General features: G+C 67.9%; 19 protein-coding genes. 9 read left to right on the top strand and 10 right to left on the bottom strand.

What is annotated here, in order from left to right; translation table 11 throughout:
* Positions 1 to 89: 89 nt before the first annotated feature.
* Entirely contained in the window at positions 90 to 533 is a 444-nt protein-coding gene (locus tag VHU88_11775) for a hypothetical protein (protein HEX3612354.1), read from the top strand.
* Between the two features lie 324 nt (positions 534 to 857).
* Here the strand turns inward: VHU88_11775 and VHU88_11780 are convergent, their stop codons facing one another.
* The 8 genes from VHU88_11780 to VHU88_11815 form a co-directional block, all read right to left on the bottom strand.
* Complete coding sequence (locus VHU88_11780; protein HEX3612355.1) at positions 858 to 2,039, bottom strand: Mrp/NBP35 family ATP-binding protein; 1,182 nt, start codon at positions 2,037 to 2,039, stop codon at positions 858 to 860.
* A complete protein-coding gene (gene fdxA / locus VHU88_11785) occupies positions 2,036 to 2,368 on the bottom strand; it encodes a ferredoxin (protein ID HEX3612356.1) in 333 nt (110 codons plus the stop codon). The genes VHU88_11780 and fdxA overlap by 4 nt, the downstream gene beginning before the upstream one ends.
* A 55-nt stretch (positions 2,369 to 2,423) precedes the next feature.
* A complete protein-coding gene (locus VHU88_11790; protein ID HEX3612357.1) occupies positions 2,424 to 3,227 on the bottom strand; it encodes an ABC transporter ATP-binding protein in 804 nt (267 codons plus the stop codon).
* Positions 3,224 to 3,958 (bottom strand): ABC transporter permease, encoded by a 735-nt coding sequence (locus VHU88_11795; GenBank protein HEX3612358.1) that lies wholly within the window; start codon positions 3,956 to 3,958, stop codon positions 3,224 to 3,226. The genes VHU88_11790 and VHU88_11795 overlap by 4 nt, the downstream gene beginning before the upstream one ends.
* A 251-nt stretch (positions 3,959 to 4,209) precedes the next feature.
* Positions 4,210 to 5,652, bottom strand: a complete 1,443-nt coding sequence (locus VHU88_11800; protein ID HEX3612359.1) for an ABC transporter substrate-binding protein — start codon at positions 5,650 to 5,652, stop codon at positions 4,210 to 4,212.
* Positions 5,649 to 5,879 carry a ferredoxin family protein gene (locus VHU88_11805; GenBank protein HEX3612360.1) on the bottom strand — a complete coding sequence of 77 codons (231 nt, stop codon included), beginning with the start codon at positions 5,877 to 5,879 and terminating at the stop codon, positions 5,649 to 5,651. Before VHU88_11805 ends, VHU88_11800 begins: the two co-directional genes overlap by 4 nt.
* A 13-nt stretch (positions 5,880 to 5,892) precedes the next feature.
* Complete coding sequence (locus VHU88_11810; GenBank protein ID HEX3612361.1) at positions 5,893 to 6,792, bottom strand: HEAT repeat domain-containing protein; 900 nt, start codon at positions 6,790 to 6,792, stop codon at positions 5,893 to 5,895.
* A 2-nt stretch (positions 6,793 to 6,794) separates the two neighbouring features.
* Positions 6,795 to 8,564, bottom strand: coding sequence for a fumarate reductase/succinate dehydrogenase flavoprotein subunit (locus tag VHU88_11815; GenBank protein HEX3612362.1), 1,770 nt, complete (start codon positions 8,562 to 8,564; stop codon positions 6,795 to 6,797).
* A 454-nt stretch (positions 8,565 to 9,018) separates the two neighbouring features.
* On the opposite strand from VHU88_11815, the gene VHU88_11820 reads away from it, so the two are divergent.
* Complete coding sequence (locus VHU88_11820) at positions 9,019 to 9,816, top strand: GntR family transcriptional regulator (GenBank protein HEX3612363.1); 798 nt, start codon at positions 9,019 to 9,021, stop codon at positions 9,814 to 9,816.
* A gap of 799 nt (positions 9,817 to 10,615) precedes the next feature.
* Here the strand turns inward: VHU88_11820 and VHU88_11825 are convergent.
* Complete coding sequence (locus tag VHU88_11825) at positions 10,616 to 12,223, bottom strand: class I adenylate-forming enzyme family protein (GenBank protein HEX3612364.1); 1,608 nt, start codon at positions 12,221 to 12,223, stop codon at positions 10,616 to 10,618.
* Positions 12,224 to 12,305: 82 nt separating this feature from the next.
* On the opposite strand from VHU88_11825, the gene VHU88_11830 reads away from it, so the two are divergent.
* Genes VHU88_11830 through VHU88_11855 form a run of 6 tightly spaced genes read left to right on the top strand, consistent with a single transcriptional unit; the run spans position 12,306 to position 17,965 of the window.
* Positions 12,306 to 13,550: an acyl-CoA dehydrogenase family protein gene (locus VHU88_11830; protein HEX3612365.1), complete on the top strand. Its 1,245-nt coding sequence runs from the start codon at positions 12,306 to 12,308 to the stop codon at positions 13,548 to 13,550.
* The gene (locus VHU88_11835; GenBank protein HEX3612366.1) at positions 13,547 to 14,683 is read left to right on the top strand and encodes an acyl-CoA dehydrogenase family protein; all 1,137 of its coding nucleotides are present in this window, start codon (positions 13,547 to 13,549) and stop codon (positions 14,681 to 14,683) included. The genes VHU88_11830 and VHU88_11835 overlap by 4 nt, the downstream gene beginning before the upstream one ends.
* A 17-nt stretch (positions 14,684 to 14,700) precedes the next feature.
* On the top strand, positions 14,701 to 15,858 hold the full coding sequence (locus tag VHU88_11840) for an acetyl-CoA C-acyltransferase (GenBank protein ID HEX3612367.1): 1,158 nt from the start codon (positions 14,701 to 14,703) through the stop codon (positions 15,856 to 15,858).
* Positions 15,859 to 15,887: 29 nt separating this feature from the next.
* Positions 15,888 to 16,682 (top strand): enoyl-CoA hydratase-related protein, encoded by a 795-nt coding sequence (locus tag VHU88_11845; GenBank protein HEX3612368.1) that lies wholly within the window; start codon positions 15,888 to 15,890, stop codon positions 16,680 to 16,682.
* Positions 16,683 to 16,698: 16 nt separating this feature from the next.
* The gene (locus VHU88_11850) at positions 16,699 to 17,457 is read left to right on the top strand and encodes an SDR family NAD(P)-dependent oxidoreductase (GenBank protein ID HEX3612369.1); all 759 of its coding nucleotides are present in this window, start codon (positions 16,699 to 16,701) and stop codon (positions 17,455 to 17,457) included.
* Positions 17,458 to 17,464: 7 nt separating this feature from the next.
* A complete protein-coding gene (locus tag VHU88_11855; GenBank protein ID HEX3612370.1) occupies positions 17,465 to 17,965 on the top strand; it encodes a MarR family transcriptional regulator in 501 nt (166 codons plus the stop codon).
* Between the two features lie 9 nt (positions 17,966 to 17,974).
* On the opposite strand, the gene VHU88_11860 is transcribed toward VHU88_11855, so the two are convergent.
* Positions 17,975 to 18,763: an enoyl-CoA hydratase/isomerase family protein gene (locus tag VHU88_11860; protein ID HEX3612371.1), complete on the bottom strand. Its 789-nt coding sequence runs from the start codon at positions 18,761 to 18,763 to the stop codon at positions 17,975 to 17,977.
* Positions 18,764 to 18,923: 160 nt separating this feature from the next.
* On the opposite strand from VHU88_11860, the gene VHU88_11865 reads away from it, so the two are divergent.
* Positions 18,924 to 19,763, top strand: coding sequence for an SDR family oxidoreductase (locus VHU88_11865; protein ID HEX3612372.1), 840 nt, complete (start codon positions 18,924 to 18,926; stop codon positions 19,761 to 19,763).
* Positions 19,764 to 19,797 lie beyond the last annotated feature (34 nt).

The following is a 19,797-nucleotide window of genomic DNA, read 5'->3' on the forward strand; positions in this document are numbered from 1 at the left end:
GCGGAGGAGCCTCCGTTTAGCAAGTGAGGTCCGGTTTCCTCGCCGAGGACCGTTACCGAGCAGGGCCCCCGAACCGGTGGAGGAAGACGATGGAAACCACAACTGCTGTCCCCGAGGATCCCCCGAGTCAGGCGGTGGACGCGCAACTCGACCCGGAGGGGCCGATGGGAAGGCTGATGGCTGCCGTGCCCCGGGCGTTGTCGAGCCACGCCCACATCATCTTCCTCGCGCTGCTGGGCATCTATCTCGTCGTGCTGCCGCTGTTCGGGGTCGACGTGAGCGCCAAGGCGGAGCTGATCGGCGGCAACTACACCAACGTGACCTCGGATCTCGGGGCGTGCATCGCCGCCGGTATGACCGTGCATCTGGTCAAGCGGGACCGAACCCGGTCGGCCGAGATCGCCGGACTTCTGCACGCCATGCATGAGCGTCACGAGGCACTGCACCAGCGGGTCGACACCGCCGTTCTGGCTGCTCAGCGCGCAGAAGCAGCCGCCACGAGCCGCGGGCCGAACGAGGCCGGGCCGGGCTGAGCAGCAATCGCTGCCGCACCGGAGTCGGGGTCAAGAGCCTTGCCACGCTGCGCCACCGACGGGACTCCGCCTCCAGGAACCAGAGTCCTGGTTGACCTGACGGTATGTCAGATATAAATGAGGCGGCGTGGCCGCCACCGGGCGCTCGACCAAGGCCACGTGAACATCACCTTTACCCGGCACGGCTGGGAGGACTACCAGTACCGGCGCACCCAGGACGCAAGACGTTCGACCGGATCAACAAACGCTCGGCGAGGGTCGGCCGTTCGTTGGTGTGCAAGTGCATGGCGACGTCAGTGCTCCGCGTCGCGCCGTGGTGGATGCTCACGGTGCTGTCCTTGAATGCGATTTCTCCACCGGGCTGACGGCCAGGCGCCGGCCGGCGAGGCCGTGCCGGCGCGAGCGCAGTCGCTGCGCCACGGAGATCAGCACCGCGGCGGCTGGGCTGGACGGGTCGGCCAGGACCAGCGGGTGGCCGGTGTCGCCTCCCGCGCGCAGTCCCCTTTCCATCGGGACCTGGCCCAGCAGCGGCACGTGCATCCCGAGTTCCCGGGTGAGTGCGTCGGCGACCAGTTGTCCTCCGCCGGCGCCGAAGATGGCGTCACGGGTGCCGTCCGCCAGCGTCAGCCAGGACATGTTCTCGATGACGCCCACGACTCGCTGGCCGGTTTGCTTGGCAATCGACCCGGCGCGCTCGGCCACCTCCGCCGCGGCTGGTTGCGGGGTGGTGACCACGATGATCTCGGCGCTCGGCAACAGCTGGGCCAGGGAGATCGCCACGTCGCCCGTGCCTGGTGGCAGATCGAGCAGCAGCACGTCCAGGTCGCCCCAGAACACATCGGCCAGGAACTGGTTCAGTGCCCGGTGCAGCATCGGTCCGCGCCAGATGACAGGGGCGTTGCCGTCGGTGAACATCCCCACGGAGATCACCTTGATGCCGTGGGCCACCGGAGGCATGATCATCTTCTCGACCTGGGTGGGGGTGGCTGTGACCCCGAGCATCCTGGGCACCGAGTGGCCGTGGATGTCAGCGTCGAGCACGCCGACCGACAGTCCACGCGCGGCGAGGGCGGCGGCGAGGTTGACTGTGACGCTGGACTTCCCGACGCCACCTTTGCCGGAGGCGATGCAGTACACCTTGGTGAGCGAACCGGGTTGGGCGAACGGGATCACCGGCTCGTCCTGATCCCCGCGCAGTCGGCGGCGCAGCGCGGTTCGTTGTTCATCGCTCATCACGTCCATCACGACAACTACCGCGCGCACGCCCTCGATGGAGCTGACGGCGGCGGTGGTGTCGCGGGTGAGTGTCTGTTTGAGCGGGCATCCGGCCACAGTCAGGTAGAGGGTGACGGTGACCAGTCCGGTCGAGTCGATGGTGACGTCCTTCACCATGCCCAGCTCGGTCAGCGGCTTTCTGATTTCCGGGTCGTTGACGGTGGCCAGCGCGGCCTGCACCTGCTCGGTCGTGGGTGGCGTCCGTGTCCGGATGTCTGCTGTGGTGGTCATGAGGCCAGATAAGCGGTGACGAATGCCGTGTCGGCACCGATCCGGCCGAGTTTGGTGGCACCGCCGGGTGTGCCGAGCGGCTTGGGGCGCCCGGGCAGTGCTTCGGTGAAGAAACGAGCGTTCTCCTCGATGAACGCGGCGTCGACGACGTCGTCGAGTGGTGTGATGGCCTCGACGGGGCACACCGGCTCGCAGGCGCTGCAGTCGATGCACTCCTCCGGGTTCACGTAGGCCATGCGGCCGCCGACATAGATGCAGTCCACGGGGCATTCGTCCATGCACGCGCGGTCGGTGACATCCACGCAGGCCGATCCGATGACGTAGGTCATGGTGCTTTCCTTCAGGTGGGTGAGGAGACGACCGCAGCGGCACATGATCGCCGGTTCAGACTTGTTGGGCGGCCATCGCGTCGGCTGGGGTCTGGGCCAGGTGCGCGAGGATCTCGTAACGCCGCCGCGCGAACTCCGGTTCGAACTGGGCGCCGGGACGCCGCGGATTCGGGAGGTCGATGGTCCCGGTGACCCGAGCGGGTCGGGGGCTCAGCAGGACGACCCGGTCGGCCAGCAAGAGGGCCTCACTGACGTCGTGGGTGACGAACAGAATGGTGGTGCGGTAGTGCTCCCAGACGGTGATCAGCAGCTGCTGCATCTCTGAGCGAGTCTGCGCGTCCAGCGCCGCGAACGGTTCGTCCATGAGCAGGACCCGCGGGCGGGTGGCGAGGGTCCGAGCCAGTTGGACCCGCTGCCGCATTCCGCCCGAAAGCTGGCCGGGCAGGTGCTCGGCGAACTCCTCGAGGCCGACCTGGGCGAGGAGGGCGCGGGCCTCGGCGCGGCGGTGTGCCCGGTCCACCCCGCGGAGTCTGAGGGCGTACTCGACATTGCCTCGAGCCGATCGCCAGGGGAGCAGAGCGTCCTCCTGGAAGACCATGGCGCAGCGGCTGGTGGACCCGCCGACCGGGGCCCCGTCGACCTCGGCGGTGCCCGAGGTCTGGCGCAGCAGTCCGGCCAGTGTTCGCAGGATGGTGGATTTGCCGCAGCCGGACGGACCGAGCAGCACGACGATCTCACCGGGTGCGACGTCGAGGTCGACGTGTGCGGCGAGCATGTTGCCGAACCCGATCCGTAAGTCGGCGAGTGCGACATGGGCGCCCACCGTCGTGGTATCGGAAGCTTCGTCGGGGGGGATCATCGGGCGCCCCTGGGCAGCCAACGATTCACCCGGGCGCCGACTCGTTCGATGACCCACGAGGTGAGGAACCCCAGCGCCCCGATGGACAACATCCCCACCACGACCCCGGCGTAGTCGAGCAGCCCGTAGGACTGCCAGGTGTAATAGCCGATCCCGAACTGGCCCGAAATCATTTCGGCGCTGATCACGCAGATCCAGGACACCCCCATCGCGACCGACAGGCCGGCGAAGATCCCCGGCAGGGCCCCCGGGATCACCACATTCAGCAGGATCGAGACTCGCCCGGCACCCATGGTGCGCGCGGCGTCCTCCCACACAGTCGGCAAGGCCTGCATCGCGTGGATGGTGCTGACGACCACGGGGAAGAACGCCGCGAAGTAGGTAATGAAGATGATGCCTTCCTCGCTGCTGGGGAACAGCAGGATCGCGAGGGGCACCAGGGCGATTGCGGGGATCGGGCGGGCGATCTCGATCAGTGGTCGCAGCGCGCAGGCGGCGAGGCGGGAGCGGCCTACGGCAATACCCACGAGCACGCCGGTCACCGCGGCCAGCTCGAAGCCGATCACGATCCGCTCCATGCTGGAGAGCAGGTTGCGGTAGTACGTCCCACTTTTCAGCTGCGCCTGAAGCTCGGAGAACACCTCGGTCGGTGTCGGCAACTTGGTGAAGTTCAACCACAGGTGGACGTGGTTGGCGGTGAGCAGTTGCCACAGCGCCAGCACGGCGATCACCGGAAGGAGTCTGAGCAGCAGCCCTGCGGCATACCCGCGAAGATGCCGGATCGGTCCCGCGACACCCGGAGCCCAGGTCCGCCCGAGGCCCGTCCGAGCACGCGGTGCTCCGAGGGAGTAGGCGCCCGTGGCAGGTGGTCGTGGTGACGCCTCCGCGGCTGAGTTGATCGGGCCGGCGTCGAGCGCGGGCGATGGTCGCGGGGTCATCCTGTCCTCCGGGTCGAATGCGCGATCTTGGGTGGCGCTTGGAATCACGCGGCGGCGAAGCGGGCAAGGGCGCTCGGATAGTCCATCTGGCGGGCTTGCGGGTGACTGATCACATAGCCGGCAGCGTCGGTGTCCAGCGCGAAGGGCAGCAACCGGGAAGCGGGCTCCGCGGTCGGGTCGAGGACCCAGACGGCCGCGTCGGCGAACAACCGGGTGCCGGTGACGGTGTCCGGAACGTAGGCCGCGCGGACGGCGCCGGTATGTGTGGCGATCTGCTGCAGGGCGCAGGTTGGGCTTGCGGCAAGGGAGGTGACGTCCTGTCCGGCGAACCAGACCTCCGAAGCGGTGCGCGGGTTGTCCACGGGCAGGTTGCAGGCGGTGTCGGTGCCGTGCAGGGTGTCCGGGTCGGTGAGGCTCGCGCGGGTGGTGTCGTAGCCGGCCCCGTAGGCCGCCCGCACGTACTGGTCGTTGACGAACTGGCCGAGGTCGAGATTCGTCACCGATCCCAGGTCCTTGAGGAACGGCAGGTCGGTGGCCATCGCATCGGTCAACGGTTGTTTTATCGTCGGGTCGAAGGTCACCAGCCCGTTCGGTCCGTTGTAGAGGTAGACGACCTCGGGCTCGATCCCGGTGATCGTCGCGACCCGTTGCGCCGCCGCCAGGGGCTGCGCGTTGATGTAGTCCGAGGTGTCCTTCACCGATTCCAGGAAGGCCTGCATCACCTCCGGGTGCGCCTTGGCATAGGACTGCCGGGCAAGCACCGCATGGAAGGTTGCGACGTTGTTGGTGCCTCCGTCGTAGAGCAACCGTCCCTGCTTGCGGAACACCATCAACTGCGGCCAGGGAACGAATTGCCCCAGCGCCGCAACCTGATGGTTCATCAGCGCCGAGGCCCCGACCGATGGCTCCTGGTTGAGCAGCCGGACATCGGAGAGGCTCATCCCGACATGCCCCACGGCGTTGGCGATCATGCCGTGGGCTGCGGAGCCGATGCTGGTGGAGATCACCTGGCCGCGCAGATCGGCGAGGGTGTGCGCCGGGGAGTCCGGCGGGACAACGATCTGGTTCAGTGATCCGCGCAGGTTGTAGCCGGTGATCCCGATCAGTTCGGATTTGGAGTCCGCGTACTGAGCGGTCTTGGAACCGTTCACCAGGGTCGGGTAATCGCCCATCGAACCGATGTCGACCTTGTCCGCGAGCATCTGCGCGGTCAACGGGGGACCGGATGGGAAGTCCAACCAGTGGACGCTGTAGGTGGTGCCGGTCGTCTTGCCCAACGCGGCAAGCTTGGCCTCGAAGGTGCCCCGGTCGCGTAGCAGTGTTCCGGCGTTGATCGTGTTTATCGTCTTGGACTGGTAGCCGACATCGACGGTGACCGTCGATGCGGCTGCCGAACTGGCCGTGCAGCCGGCCGCGAGCAGACTGGTGGCCAGCAGTCCGGCTGCGCCGGTCCGGACCCGTCCCCGGGTCAGGCTGGGCCGCGTCATCGGAGCAGGAAGGGGATGTTGACGGTGACGGCGCCGACCGGGCACCTGGCTGCGCAAGGGCCGCAGTACCAGCACTCGTCGACGTGCATGTAGGCCTTGCCGCTGTCCGGATGGATGGCGAGGGAGTCCAGCGGGCACATGTCCACACAGAGGGTGCAGCCGTCGATGCATCTCGTCTCATCGACGGTGACCGGTACGTCACTTCGTTGCTGTGTCACCAGTGTCATGGGTCAGATCCCTTCACGGATTCGGGTGCAGGCTCATTCGCGCGTAGGCACGTACGTCGGCGTCGAGATCGTTCTGCGCGGCCTCCAGCACCGCCCGCAGCTCGGGGCGTGCAGGCAACCAGGAGCCCAGGGCTTTGATCGCCGCCTTGCGCACGTCGAGGTTGTCGTCGTTGGCGGCCCCGATGAGGGCGTGCGCGCTCTCACCGGGATCGGCCGCCGAAAGCGCGTTGGCGGCGCCCTGGCGGACCTGCCAGGCGGATTCGCCCAGCGCGGCCTGGGCGATCAGCGCCGCCTCGGTGCTGCATCCGGTCTGGGACATGCCGCTCAGCGCGGCGGCTCGGACCAGCAGTTCGGGATCGCCCGCCAAGGCGATCAGGGTGGCCGTTCCGCGGGGATCGCCAACGGCGGCGATGCCGCGTGCGGCGGCGAGTCGGACAGCGGAACTGGTGTCGGTGGCCGCCTGGCCCAGCAGGTCGAGGGCATCCAGGGACACCAGGCCGAGCACGACCTCACCGCGCACCTGCGGCTCCGGATCACGCAGCCAGCGGCTCAGCTCGGGCACCAGGCAGAGCCGGTGGCGCCACAAGGCTCCGATGGCGGCCACCCGGATGACGGCCTCCGGGTGAGCGGCCGCATCGCGTAGGGCCTGGGCGAACTCCGGTCCGGCGACCAGGACCTCGCGCAACTCGCCCAGCAGATCGACGGCCTGTTCGCGGACGGATTCGTCGGTGTCGTCCAGGGCCCGCGCGAAGATCGGCGAGGAGATGGTCCAGTCCTCGGTGGCCTCGCTGAGGACGCTGAGTGCGGTCCGGCGCACATCCGGATCGGGATCGTTGAGGAACCCGGCCAGCTCGTCCTCGGAGGGACACTCGTCGGCCAGTTCCAGCAGCGCGAGGATTCGGCTCGAGGTCATGGTCACGCCCACGCCTTCGCTGCGCCGACCAGCTCAGGTGCAGCCTCGTCCGCGACGCCGTCCGGGCGGATGAACCCGGGGACCGGCACGATGTACGGCGCGACCGGTCGGGTGAGCATCTCCATCTGCCCGGCCTCGTCCTTGCGCAGGTTCAGATGGCAGAACCAGCGGGCATCGTCCCGGCGGGGCAGATCGGCGCGTTGGTGGTAGAGGCCCCATCGGCTCTCGGTCCGAGTGAGGGAGGACCGGGCCGCCATCTCGGCGCAGTCCCGGATGAAGCTGACCTCGGCGCAGCGCATCAACTCGTGCGGAGTCCGTGCGCCCATCGTGGCGATCTCGGTCCGCATCCGCTCGAAACTTTCCAGACCGCGCTCGAGGTAGTGCGCGGTCTTGGGCGGTTGCAGATAGTCGTTGACGAACCGGCGCAGCTTGTATTCGACCTGCGGCTGAGGTGGGCCGTCGGGGTAGGCCAAGGGGCCGTAGATCAGTTCATGTGCTGCCCGGATCTGGTCCTCGGGCAAGGTCGTGGCCAGGGCGGTGTCACCGGCGAAGCGGGCCGCATGCTCGCCGGCGATCGAGCCGTACACGAAGGCTCCAATCATGTAGTTGTGCGGCACCAACGCCATGTCCCCGGCCGCGTACAACCCAGGAACGGTGGTTGCGGCGTTCTCGTCGATCCACACGCCGGAGGCGGAATGGCCGCTGCAAAGGCCGATCTCGGAAATATGCATCTCGATGTCCCGAGTGCGATAGTCGTGCCCCCGGTTCGCGTGGAACGTCCCGCGACTCGGTCGCTCCGTGGTGTGCAGAATGTTTTCGATTGCAGTGATCGTGGCATCCGGCAGGTGCGACAACTTCAGATAGATGGGCCCCCGGGCGCTGTCGAGCTCCTGTTTGAATTCCGACATCATCTGACCCGACCAGTAGTCGCAATCGACAAAACGATTACCGTCGGCATTTACCTGATATCCGCCGAACGGATTTGCCACGTAGGCACAGGCCGGCCCGTTGTAATCCTTGATCAACGGGTTGATCTGGAAACACTCGATGCCACTGAGTTCCGCGCCCGCGTGATACGCCATCGCATATCCGTCCCCCGCGTTGGTGGGGTTCTCATAAGTACCGTAGAGATATCCGCTGGCCGGCAGGCCGAGGCGGCCGCAGGCACCGGCGGACAGGATCACCGCGCCCGCCGTGATCGTGATGAACTCGCCGCTGCGGGTGTCGAACCCGACAGCGCCGACGGCGCGACCGCCCTGGGTGAGAACCCGTACCGGCATGATCCGGTTCTCGATCGTGACGCGGGAACGTACGTCCCGCGCCCGCAGTGTCCGGTAGAGGACCTTCTTGACGTCGCGCCCCTCGGGCATCGGCAGCACGTAGCTGCCGGAGCGGTGCACCTGGCGAACCGCGTACTCGTCGTGCTCGTCCTTCTCGAACTTGACTCCATAACTTTCCAGTCGGCGTACCATGTCGAAGCCACGGGTCGCTGTTTGATAAATGGTGCGTTGATTGACGATCCCGTCGTTGGCGACAGTAATGTCGACGACGTAATCCTCGGGAGTGGCCTTACCTGGAATGACGGCGTTGTTCACGCCGTCCATACCCATCGCCAACGCTCCGGAATGACGTACGTGAGCTTTCTCCAACAGCAGGACTGCGCTGCCGTGCTGTGCTGCCGTGAGCGCCGCCATGGTGCCCGCGGTGCCTCCGCCGATGACCAGGACATCGCACTCGTACACGCGCCGCTGCGACGGTGGTGGGATCTGCACGTCGGTACCTTCCGATGGGAAATGGCGGCTTCTGATCACTCGCCTATGTGCCCTGGCGGGGTGGCATGGATGTTTAGCGGGTCGTGTTACATCCGACGACGTCGCCAATTTCCCACGGGTTACGCCACCGCTCGCCGGTCCGGGAAACGCCTCTGACCTGGGCAAATACAGTGGTCTCGGGTAGATCCGCCACCGAACTGCCTGGTATCGGGCGCAACGTGGGAACGTGCCTGTGGAATTGTCCGCAGCGGTAGTTGGTGCTGCTGAATCAAGGTCGCGGGGCGCACCCAGAACAGTGGGCCGGCGTATTCGCGGCGCGCGGCGCAGCGTTGCCTGCTCATAGGGACTTGGATCGGTGACGCGGCCGGCGTAACTCGTGCGCAATACGCGATGGTTACCCTGCGCTACTGCGCGAACCCGCGATCGGTGCAGAAGGGCGGAGGTCAGCCTTCCGATGGACGCCCTCGCCGGTTCCGCTCCTGACGGCGATGAGGCCGACGGCTGGGAGGCGTCGCGTTCGCGTGCTGAGCGCGCGCGCAATGTGGCCGATGTGCTGCGTCACCAGATCACGGCGGGGACGTTCGGCTCCGATCTGTTGCCCGACGAGCGGACCCTGAGCGAGCAGTTGGGGGCCAGCCGCAACGCGATCCGCGAAGCGCTCGGCCTGCTGCGTGCGGAGCGACTGATCGAGCGTCGCCAGGGCGTCGGAACGATGATCGTGATGCCGAAACTTGGGCATGGTCTGGATCGGCTCGCCGGCCTTGCCGAAGCTCTCGTCGACGCCGGGCCCGTGACCAACGAGGTCCGAGCCGCGCACCGGGTCCGGAATCCTCCCGAAGCCATCGTTCGCCGGCTCGAGCTCTCGCCGGGCCAGGGAGCGGTATACATCGAACGGTTACGTCACCTCGGCGGGATCCCGCTCTCGCTCGACAGTACCTATCTCACCGACGACATCGGTGAAAGTCTGCTCGAGCGTGATCTCGCCGGCCGCGACATCTTCGCCCTGATCGAGGAGATCACCGGGCAGCGGCTGGGCTCGGCCGAGATCTCGGTGCACGCCGTCATCGCCGACCCCGACACGGCCGGCCTGCTGCAAATCCCAGGGGGCTCGGCGGTGTTCGCCTTCGAGAGACTCACCCGGCTGATCGACGGGCGCCCGGTGGACGCGGAATCAATGCACATCCGCGCCGATCGACTCACGTTACGAGCCACATTGTTGCGCGGTGGGGACCCCGAGGTGATTCCCCCGTAGGGCGTCGGGGTCGGGTCTGCTCCACGGATGGGTGACAGGTTGACCGGTGGGCCGGGCAAGATGTCACCTGCTTGTGCAACAGACCCAAGCGATCGGGTCTACTTAGGGCCGTCGCACGGGTAAAGGGGCTGGCCTACAGGGTCGGTTGTCGTCGCCATGGGCAGGGGCGGCGCCCAGACGCAGCCCGCCTGGCCGGCGGGGCCGGTGCTCCGGGCGGCTGAGGCCGTGACGAGTGACGCCGTGGTCATCGGGGCCGCGACGCCCGCCCATGCCGTCAGGCCGGCAGCACTCATCGCCGCGGCGAGGCCAGCCGCAGCGACTGCGATCGTGTGAGGCATGCTCGGTCTCCCGTCCGGAGTGGCCGTATCGCCCAGCGTTTGAATCAGCCACGGTTTTCGCGAGCTGTCTACCCGGCTCGAAGCATCCCAATCCACAGGCGCCGAAGATGCCCCGCGACCCAGGTGTGACCCCTACGACCTGGGACGATGAGCGAGGCGGGCCCGACCAGGCGAAGTATCGCGGCGGTGCTGTTCGACGACGGTGTCGACGAAGCGGCGTGGGACCGGGCCCTGGCACAGTGGACCCGCCTTGAGGTGACTGCCCTCGCGGCACACTCCAACGCGCGGGAGGCATGGGCCCGGGCCGAACGGGCGCATCAAGGGGGCGCGGGTGAAGTACATGATTCGGGACGGCCGGTCCAAGCCGGCGTCGCGCCAGGAATGAACGCGCGATTGGGCTCAGACCGCCTGACCGTGCGTGAAGTCGCAGGTGGAGCGCTTAGTGCACGCGTTCGGGGTCCTCATGATCCCTCGGTCCCGGGTTCGAGTCCCGGCCGCCCCACGAGTTCTCTTGAGCAGGCTGCCCATGCGGCGGCCAGCGAACGTTTGTCGAGCTTCCCGGCAACGGTCATCGGAAGCGGTTCGGTGCGGATCCACCACTGGCTGGGAACCGCGAACTTGGCCACAAGTTCGCGGACGTGGGCCAGCAGTTCGGTCTCGGTGACGTCCTCGGGGTGGGCCACCTGGACCGCGGCGGCCACCACTTCGCCCAGGTCGTCATCCGGCCGGCCGATGACCGCGGCGTTCTGCACGGCGGGGTGAGTGAGCAGGGCGGCCTCGACGTGGGCCGGGGCGATGTTCTCGCCGCCGCGGATGATGAGGTCCTTCAGCCGACCGGTGACGAAAAGCAATCCGTCGACGATCCGGCCTTGGTCGCCGGTGTGGACGAACCCGTCGGCGTCGACGATATCCGCGTGGGCCTCGCCCCAGTAGCCGATCATCTGACCAGGGGTGCGCACCACGATCTCGCCGTCGCCATTGTCGTCCGGATCGGCGATGCGCAGTTCGACCACCGGCAGGGGGCGTCCGGCGGTGCTCGGGTGTTCGGCCATCAACGCCCCGGAGGCGGCGGTGACGGTGCCGCCAGTCTCGGTCATCCCGTAGATCGTGGACATCCCGCGCTTGGCCGACAGGAAGTGGCGGCGCAGCCGCTCGACCAGTTGGGGCTGGACCGGGGCGCCGCCCATGGAGATGGACCGGACCGAGGTCAGGTCGTACTTGCCGATCTCAGGGTGCTCGAGCACCCGGGCGGCCATCGTCGGCACGGCGCCCCACACCGTGACCCGCTCACGTTGCAGCAGTTCGAGAACCTCGGTGGGGTTGAAGCGGCCGGACAGGAACACTACGGTCGCACCACCGAGCAGGCCGAGCATCAGCGACTGCACGCCACCCATGTGGAACAGCGGCCCGCTCTGCAGGTTGACCACCGGTGCCCGGTCGGGATCGATCTGGTGCGGCAGCCGTCCGGACATCGCCAGGAGGTTGTGCAGATTCGCGATGATCGACCGGTGCGCCAACGTCACGCCCTTGGCCATGCCGGTGGTACCCGCGGTGAAGACGATCAATGCGGGGCCGTCCTCCGGCGCAGCCGGTCGCGGCGGAGCAGCGGAATCGGTCTGCAGACAGACGACGTCCAGGTCCAGCGCGCGGACCTCCGCCGGGATCAAGTCCCGGCGCGGTCGGTCCGCCAGCACCACAGCGGGCGCGATGAGTCCGGTGGCGTGCGCGACCTCGGGGGCGCTCCACCAGCCGTTGCCCAGGGCGACGACCGCGCCGATCCGCAGGCCCGCCCACATCGCGACCACCCACTCGACCGAATTGGGCGCCAGCAACAGAATGCGGTCGCCGGGACGTACGCCGTGCTGATGGAGCGCGCCGGCCGCGGACTCCACCCGGTCGAACATCTCGCCGAAGCTCAGCCGTTGCTCCCCGCGGACCAGTGCAGTGCGCCCGCGCCACCGGGCGGCGTCGGTGAGCAGGTCGCAGACGTGGGTCCGGCGCGGTGAGTACATCAGGAACGGGACCGCGCCGGACCGTGGCGCGATCTCGGTTCCCCAGCGGAAACTCATGCGTCCATCCTGGTACCTAGGATGCCCGATAGTCCAGTTCTAGATACTCGACAATTAGAGTATCTCTGTCTACCCTCGTTCCGTGACTATCGATCGTCCCGACCTCGCGGACTTCACCCGTGTCGCCGACCAGTGGCTGGCCGCCCGCTTCGACCGCGTCGCCCAAGACGGCCGGCGGCGATTCGAATGGGGCGTCGGCCCGGACGAGGTCCGGGTCTTCCAGGAGCCCGATCCCGCGGTCGAGGTCGATGCGCTGCCTGCGTTGCGCCGGTGGCGCCGCGAACTCTGCGCCGGCGGATACGGGTGGATCGACGGACCCCTGGAGTACGGCGGCGCCGGCCTGCCCGCGGCCTACCGTCGGGCTTTCGAGTCGCTGCTTCGCAACTACGTCGTTGTCGGCGATGGCGCGCTCACAATCAGCCTGGGCATGATCGCGCCGACGATCCTGCGCTTCGGCACGGAGGAACAGCGTCGAGAACTGCTGCCTGCCATGTATTCCGGTGACGCGATCGCCTGTCAACTGTTCAGCGAGCCGGGCGCCGGGTCGGACCTGGCCGCGATCGGCACCCGTGCGGTTCGGGACGGCGACGGCTGGCGGATCACCGGCCAGAAGGTCTGGACCTCCGGCGCCCACCTGGCCGACATCGGGGAGCTCATCGCACGGACCGCCGTCGAACCCCGGCACAAGAATCTGACGGCGTTCATCGTGGACATGCACGCCCCCGGAGTCGAGGTCCGGCCGTTGCGTCAGATGACCGGCGGGGCCGCCTTCAACGAGGTCTTCCTGGACAACGTGTTCGTGTCCGACGACCGCCGCCTCGGTGAGGTCGGCGCGGGTTGGCAGATCGCGCTGACAACGCTGGCCCACGAACGCAACGCCATGGGCAACAGCTCGTTCGGCGGCGCCGGAATCCTGTCCACCGAGCGGTTCATCGGACTGATCCGGTCGCAGGATCTGCAGGATGACCCCGCGGTGCGGCGCGACTTCGGCGAGCTGGTCTCGCACCTGCGCATGGCCCGGTGGACGAATGAGGTGATGGCCGCCCGAGCGCGCAGCGGTGCCGCGCCCGGCCCGGAGATCGCCCTGAACAAGATCGGGCTGTCCGACAACATGCGCCGCGTCGGTGACTTCGTGGGCGGAGTCCTCGGCCCGGCCGGGGTCGCCGACGCCGGCGAGTGGGGCACCTTCGCGTGGACCTCGGTCGCTCTGGGTGCTCCCGGCTACCGGCTGGGCGGCGGCACCGACGAGATCATCCGAAACACGGTGGCCCAACGCGTTCTCGGACTGCCGCGCGACGACGAGAGGGCCGGGAAGGTCGCACGATGAGCGGAAACCCATCGGGGCTGGTGGCGGGCGATCACGAACGCGACCTGGCCGACGCACTGCGCTCGCTGGCCGCTGATCTCCTTCCCCCGTCGGCATTGCGCGCTTGCCTGGACTCCGGGACCGGCCATCCCGCGCAGGCGTGGAAGGCAATGACCACGGAGCTGGGCCTGTGCGGTCTCATGGTCCCGGAGAGCTACGGCGGGCTGGGCCTGGGCTGGGCCGAGGTCAACACAGTTCACGTCGAACTCGGCCGGACGCTGTTCCCGGTGCCCTTCCTCGTGACCTCGTTGGCCACCACCGCGATCCTCGTCGCGGACGATGTCAGGGCCGCCGAACGTTGGCTCCCGGGGATCGCCAACGGGAGCAGCACCGCCACGATCGCCTGGCCCGTTGGGCGCCGCGACCGGGTAACGGCGACCCGCGACGAGCACGGGTGGTCACTGGCCGGGCAGTACGAACACGTGATGGCTGCGCAGATCGCCCAGGTCCTGCTGCTGTTCGCCGCGACGCAGGCCGGGTTGTCGTTGTTCGCGCTGGACCTTGCCGATCCCGGGGTGACCGTCGAGCAGTTGCCCGGCCTGGACCTGACTCGCCGGACCTGCCGTGTCAGGTTCGAGGACGCGCGCGCTGTCGCGGTGGGGGAGATCGGCACCGGTCAGGAGGCGTTGGACCAGGTCGGCCGACATCTGCGCCTCGCGTTGGCCGCCGAGGCCGTGGGTGGACTCTCCTGGTGCGTGGACACCTGTGTCGAGCACTCCCGCACCCGCGAACAATTCGGCCGACCGATCGGCTCCTTCCAGGCCGTGGCCCACGCCTGCGTCGAAATGTTCGCGGCCCTGCAGACCGCGCGCGCCGGCGCGCGGTGGGCCGCCTGTGCCCAGGATGCGGAGGACCCCGAGGCGGAGCTTGCCGGTCACGTGGTGGCACTACGCACCGGAATCGCTTACCGCGACCAGACCGAGGCCGCGATCCACCTGCTCGGCGGCATCGGTTTCACCTGGGAGCACGACGCGCATCTCTACTACCGTCGCGCCCGGGCCTCCCTCGCGTTGGGCGGCGGGCCGACGGCTCATCAGTTGGCCATCGCCGAGCTCGCTGGGCTTCCCGCCTCGATTGACAGCGGACTCGTCTAATCATCTATTATTCAGTTATGGAATATCCAGTCGTGGTGTCAGCGGTGCGGACGCCGCTCGGTCGCCGCAACGGTGGTTACGCCGGGGTGCACCCGGCCCGGTTGCTCGGCGCGGTCCAGCGGGCCGCGGTGGAGACTGCGGGGGTGGACCCGGCGCTGGTTGGTCAGATCGTGGGTGGCACGGTGGCGCAGGTGGGCGAGCAGGCCTTCAACCTGACCCGGACCGCTTGGCTGGCCGAGGGTCTGCCGGCCACGACGGCGGCCACGACCGTGGATGCGCAGTGCGGGTCCAGCCAGCAGGCGTTCACCCTCGCCGCCGCGCTGATCGCCGGTGGAGTCTGCGATGTCGCCTTGGCCTGCGGGGTGGAGTCGATGACTCGCCTGCCGATCGGGTCGAACTTCCGCAAGGACTTCGACCTCGGTCGTCCGGTGCCGCAGGCGTACCAGCGGCACTACGACTTCCTCAACCAGTTCCAGGCCGCGGAGCGCATCGCCGGGATGTACGGCATCGACCGTGCGGCGGCCGACGAGTTCGGGATGACCTCCCAGCGCAGGGCGATCGACGCCTGGGACCGCGGAGCGTTCGACACCCAACTGCTGCACGCCCCGGTCGAGGACGAGCAGGGGCAGGCGATCAAGCCGGCCCGCGACGAAGGACTGCGGGAACCGGTGCCGGAGCAGGTGAAAGCACTGCAGCCGGTCGTGCCGGGCGGCGTGCACACGGTTGCCGCGTCCTCGCAGATCTCCGACGGTGCCTCGGCGGTGCTGCTGATGTCCGAGCGCCGGGCCGCCCGGTTGGGCGTGACGCCGATGGCCAGAGTGGTCGACTCGATCATGGTCGGGGTCGACCCGGTGACCATGTTGCTGGGTCCGCATCGGGCGGTGCCGGCATTGCTCGAGCGGACCGGCCTGGCGATCGACGACTTGGACCTCATTGAGATCAACGAGGCCTTCGCCTCGATCGTGCTCTCTTTCGTCACCGAGACCAAGGCCGACCCGGCGGTCGTCAATCCCAACGGCGGTGCGATCGCCCTCGGACATCCACTCGGTGCCACCGGATGTGTACTGGCGACCAAGGCGGTGCACGAACTGGCCGCCGGTCGCGCGGCACGTGCCTTGGTCACCATGTGTTGCGGTGGCGGTCTGGGAACGGCGACCGTGCTCGAACGACTCTGATTTCGTCCTGAAGGAAGGCGCAGAAGCTGATGCAGTACGAGGACGTCTCCTACACCGTCGACGGCCCGGCCGCGGTAATCACGATCGACCGCGAGAAGCGCATGAATGCCTTCCGGGCCAAGACGATCGAGGAACTGATTCACGCGTTCAAGCGGGCCTGGGCCGAGAAGGCTGTCCACGGAATCATCCTCACCGGCGCCGGCGACCGGGCCTTCTGCGTCGGCGGTGACGTCAAGCAGCGGGCCGAGACCGGGAACTACGGGCCCACCGACAACGGCCTGTTCGAGATCGCCTACTTCCACCGCCTGATCCGCGACGTGCCCAAGCCGGTGATCGCCGCGGTCAACGGGATCGCGATCGGCGGCGGGCATGTGCTGCACGTGCTGTGCGACCTCTCGATCGCCGCCGAGCACGCCACCTTCGGGCAGGCCGGCCCGCGCGTCGGGTCCTTCGACGGCGGCTTCGGCTCGGCGTACCTGGCTCGGGTCGTCGGGGAGAAGCGCGCGCGGGAGATCTGGTTCCTGCTCAAGCAGTACGACGCAGTCACCGCCGAACGCTGGGGCCTGGTCAACAAGGTCGTGCCCAAGGAGGAATTGCTCCCGGCGGCAAAGGAATGGGTCGAGGAACTCGCGGCCTACAGCCCGACCGCGATCCGCTTCCTCAAGCACTCGTTCAACGCCGACACCGACCACCAGGGCGGGCTGTCCCAGTTGGCCATCGCCGGCCTGGAGGTCTTCGCCGAGACCGACGAGGCCAAGGAAGGCGCGATTGCCTTCGCGGAGAAGCGCAAGCCCGACTTCGCCAAGCACCAGATCGGCCACTGAACCCGAGGGGGAAAACATGAGCATCTCCATCGACCTGGGCGGTCAGGTCGCTGTGGTGACCGGCGGCGGTAGCGGGATCGGCGAAGCCATTGCCCGGACCCTCGGCGCCGCCGGGGCGCACATCGCCGTCGCCGACCTGTCGCTCGAGGCTGCACAGCGAGTGGCCAAGGAGGTCGAGGCCGCCGGCGGCACCGCGGTAGCCGTCCTGATGGACGTGTCCGATCGTGAGTCCGTGGAACTCGCCTTCGCCCAGATCCGCGAAAGCTTGGGCCCGGTCAACCACCTGGTGAACAACGCCGCGGCCTGGGCCATCAAGCTCTTCGCCGACCACACCGCCGCCGACGTCGCCAAGGTGGTCGGGGTAACGCTGACCGGGACCATCAACGTCACCCAGGTGGCCCTGCCGGACATCGTCGCCAACTCCGGCACGGTGGTCATCGTGAGCTCCGACGGTGCGCGTGTGGGCGAGGCCTGGATGAGCGTCTACGCAGGCGCGAAAGCCGGGCTCATCGGCTTCGCGAAGAGCGTCGCCAAGGAGGTCGGGCGCAACGGCGTGCGCGTCAATGTCGTCGCCCCCGGAACCACCCAGACCCCTGGGAGCACAGGGTTCATCGAGCAGGCCGGCGGGGCCGAGAAGATGGCCCGCGCCTACCCACTGGGCCGGCTCGGACAACCGCAGGACATCGCCGATGCCGCCCTGTTCCTGGTCTCGCCGCTCTCGTCGTGGGTCACCGGCCAGGTGCTCTCGGTGAGCGGCGGATTCACGATGGTCTAGGAGAAAGATGCCGGTCCAGCAGGACGTCGATTCGATTGAGTGGATGCGCGCCCAGTGGCAGGAGCGCGGGGAGCCGGCTCCGGCACGCCTTGCCGCGATGACCTCGGTGATGCGAGCGAACGTGATCATGACCGAGGTGGTCGAACGGGCGCTGAAGAAGTTGAAGCTCACCCGAAGCGGCTACCTGGTACTGATCACCCTCCAGTTGGCGCCGAACAGCGAGCGACCGATGGGGCAGCTGAGCAAGTCACTGCTGGTCAATCCGACAACCATGACCTTGATCGTCGACCAACTGGAGAAGGCGAAGCTGGTCACCCGGCAACCGAACCTCGCGGACCGCCGGACCGTTCTCGCGCGCCTGACGGCCAAAGGCCTGCGGACCACACGTGAGGCCAGCGCGGCACTGGCCGAGATCGGGTTCGGGGTGGGCGATCTGGACGAGAGGACCACACAGCGGCTCGTGGACGATTTGCGCACCCTACGCCGTGGCCTCGGCGATCAGGGATGAACCTGGGGATCAGTGTCCGTGGAACACGGCCTTGCGGCGCGCGGCCACTTCGACGATCGCGTTGCGGGCGTCCTCGGTCCGCAGCACCCGCGCCATCGCCCGGGCTTCCTGCTCCAGTTGCGTCTCGATCGGTTGGGTGTACACGTCGAGCAACAGGTTCTTGATCTCACCGAACGCGACCGTCGGGCCTTGCGCCAACTCCAACGCCAGGTCGTACGCGGTGGAGGACAGCTCGTCCTCCGCCACGACCTGCGTGATCAGGCCCCGCTCGCAGGCTTCGGCGGCCGACCAGATCTGATTGCGCATCAGGAACTCTGCCGCGGTCCGCACCCCGAGCCGACGAGGCAGGTAGACGGTCCCGCCGACGTCGCAGGACAGGCCGACGCCACAGTAGGCCGCGTAGAAACGGGCGGAGGTGGCGGCGATGCAGAAGTCGGCGGCCGCCGCCAGTGCGACCCCACCACCCACGCACATCGCATGCACGGCGACGACCACCGGGGCATTGGCCCGGGCCAGGCGCCCCAGCGCGAGGTTCATCTGCCCGTTGGCGTTGTTCGCCCACTCCGGCATGGCGTCGAGTTCGGTGCCGATCGACTTCAGATCCAGACCGACTGAGAAGTAAGGCCCGTCGGCCTCGACCAGGACACACCGCACTGCCGGATCGGTCGCGCAACGATCCGCGATCCGCGCGAACTCGGTGCAGAATCGGACGTCGAACGGATTGCCCCGGTCGGGCTGGGCCAAGGTCACCCGGGCAACCCCGTCCGCCACGGCAAATCTGATCGACTCGTACGTCATGGCTCAACCTCTTCCGGTCGCGATTGGTCGCCTTCCCGGGCGCTCTTCCGACCATATAGTCTAGGACTCGATATTCGATAGATCGAGCGTCGTCGAGAGGGACACCGTGGCCTATCAGTCGATCTTCCGGCCGGATCTCTTCGACGGAAGGGTTTTTCTGGTGACCGGCGGCGGTAGCGGCATCGGCCGCTGCACCGCGCACGAGCTGACCGCACTGGGCGCCACGGTGGTCGTCGCGGGCCGCGACACCGCGAAGCTCGACAAGGTGCGCCAGGAGATCGAGGCCGACGGCGGCCGGATCAGCGTGCACGCCTGCGACATCCGCGAGGAATCCCAGGTGATCGCTCTGATCGACGACACCCTGACCGAGCACGGCAGGATCGACGGCTTGGTGAACAACGCCGGCGGACAGTATCGGCAACCGCTCAGCGAGATCAGCAGCAAGGGCTTCGAGGCGGTGGTCCGGCTCAACCTCTTCGGCGGCTTCATGATGATGCGCGAGACGTACAACCGATGGATGGCCGAACACGGCGGCGCGATCGTCAACATCATCGCCGACATCTGGGGTGGCTGGCCGGCCTACGGTCACTCCGCCGCTGCCCGCGGCGGGATGTGGACGCTGAGTCAGAGCGCGGCCTCGGAGTGGGCGCACGCCAATGTGCGGGTCAACTGCGTGGCGCCCGGTGGCATTGCCAGCAGTGGTTTCGACACCTACGAACCGGCGGCGCAGGACGTGATCCTGCAGTTCCCGCCGCACATCCCGTTGCAGCGCTACGGGAACGTGGCCGAGATGTCCGGGGCGATCGTCTACCTGCTCTCGCCTGCCGCGGCCTACATCACCGGCAGCGTGATCCGGGTCGACGGCGGCGGACCCAACCACCGGCCCTGCTTCAACCAGTTGCCGCCGCACAGCAGTTCGGTACCGTTCGACGGGTTCCCGTTGGACGAGGTCCCGAGGCTGCTGGTCGACGGGCCGAAGCACAACAGCACTCGGGTCTGAGCGCCGAGAAACGGCGCGAGGAAAGTCGTGATGG

The sequence above is a fragment of the Sporichthyaceae bacterium genome, from assembly GCA_036269075.1.
In the GTDB taxonomy this organism is placed as follows: domain Bacteria; phylum Actinomycetota; class Actinomycetes; order Sporichthyales; family Sporichthyaceae; genus DASQPJ01.

What these genes read in the sequence shown, in the direction of transcription:
- VHU88_11775 (HEX3612354.1), top strand. Translation starts at nt 90, where the DNA reads ATGGAAACCACAACTGCTGTCCCCGAGGATCCCCCGAGTCAGGCGGTG.
- VHU88_11780 (HEX3612355.1), bottom strand. Translation starts at nt 2,039, where the DNA reads ATGACCACCACAGCAGACATCCGGACACGGACGCCACCCACGACCGAG.
- fdxA (HEX3612356.1), bottom strand. Translation starts at nt 2,368, where the DNA reads ATGACCTACGTCATCGGATCGGCCTGCGTGGATGTCACCGACCGCGCG.
- VHU88_11790 (HEX3612357.1), bottom strand. Translation starts at nt 3,227, where the DNA reads ATGATCCCCCCCGACGAAGCTTCCGATACCACGACGGTGGGCGCCCAT.
- VHU88_11800 (HEX3612359.1), bottom strand. Translation starts at nt 5,652, where the DNA reads ATGACGCGGCCCAGCCTGACCCGGGGACGGGTCCGGACCGGCGCAGCC.
- VHU88_11805 (HEX3612360.1), bottom strand. Translation starts at nt 5,879, where the DNA reads ATGACACTGGTGACACAGCAACGAAGTGACGTACCGGTCACCGTCGAT.
- VHU88_11810 (HEX3612361.1), bottom strand. Translation starts at nt 6,792, where the DNA reads ATGACCTCGAGCCGAATCCTCGCGCTGCTGGAACTGGCCGACGAGTGT.
- VHU88_11820 (HEX3612363.1), top strand. Translation starts at nt 9,019, where the DNA reads ATGGACGCCCTCGCCGGTTCCGCTCCTGACGGCGATGAGGCCGACGGC.
- VHU88_11825 (HEX3612364.1), bottom strand. Translation starts at nt 12,223, where the DNA reads ATGAGTTTCCGCTGGGGAACCGAGATCGCGCCACGGTCCGGCGCGGTC.
- VHU88_11835 (HEX3612366.1), top strand. Translation starts at nt 13,547, where the DNA reads ATGAGCGGAAACCCATCGGGGCTGGTGGCGGGCGATCACGAACGCGAC.
- VHU88_11840 (HEX3612367.1), top strand. Translation starts at nt 14,701, where the DNA reads ATGGAATATCCAGTCGTGGTGTCAGCGGTGCGGACGCCGCTCGGTCGC.
- VHU88_11845 (HEX3612368.1), top strand. Translation starts at nt 15,888, where the DNA reads ATGCAGTACGAGGACGTCTCCTACACCGTCGACGGCCCGGCCGCGGTA.
- VHU88_11850 (HEX3612369.1), top strand. Translation starts at nt 16,699, where the DNA reads ATGAGCATCTCCATCGACCTGGGCGGTCAGGTCGCTGTGGTGACCGGC.
- VHU88_11855 (HEX3612370.1), top strand. Translation starts at nt 17,465, where the DNA reads ATGCCGGTCCAGCAGGACGTCGATTCGATTGAGTGGATGCGCGCCCAG.
- VHU88_11860 (HEX3612371.1), bottom strand. Translation starts at nt 18,763, where the DNA reads ATGACGTACGAGTCGATCAGATTTGCCGTGGCGGACGGGGTTGCCCGG.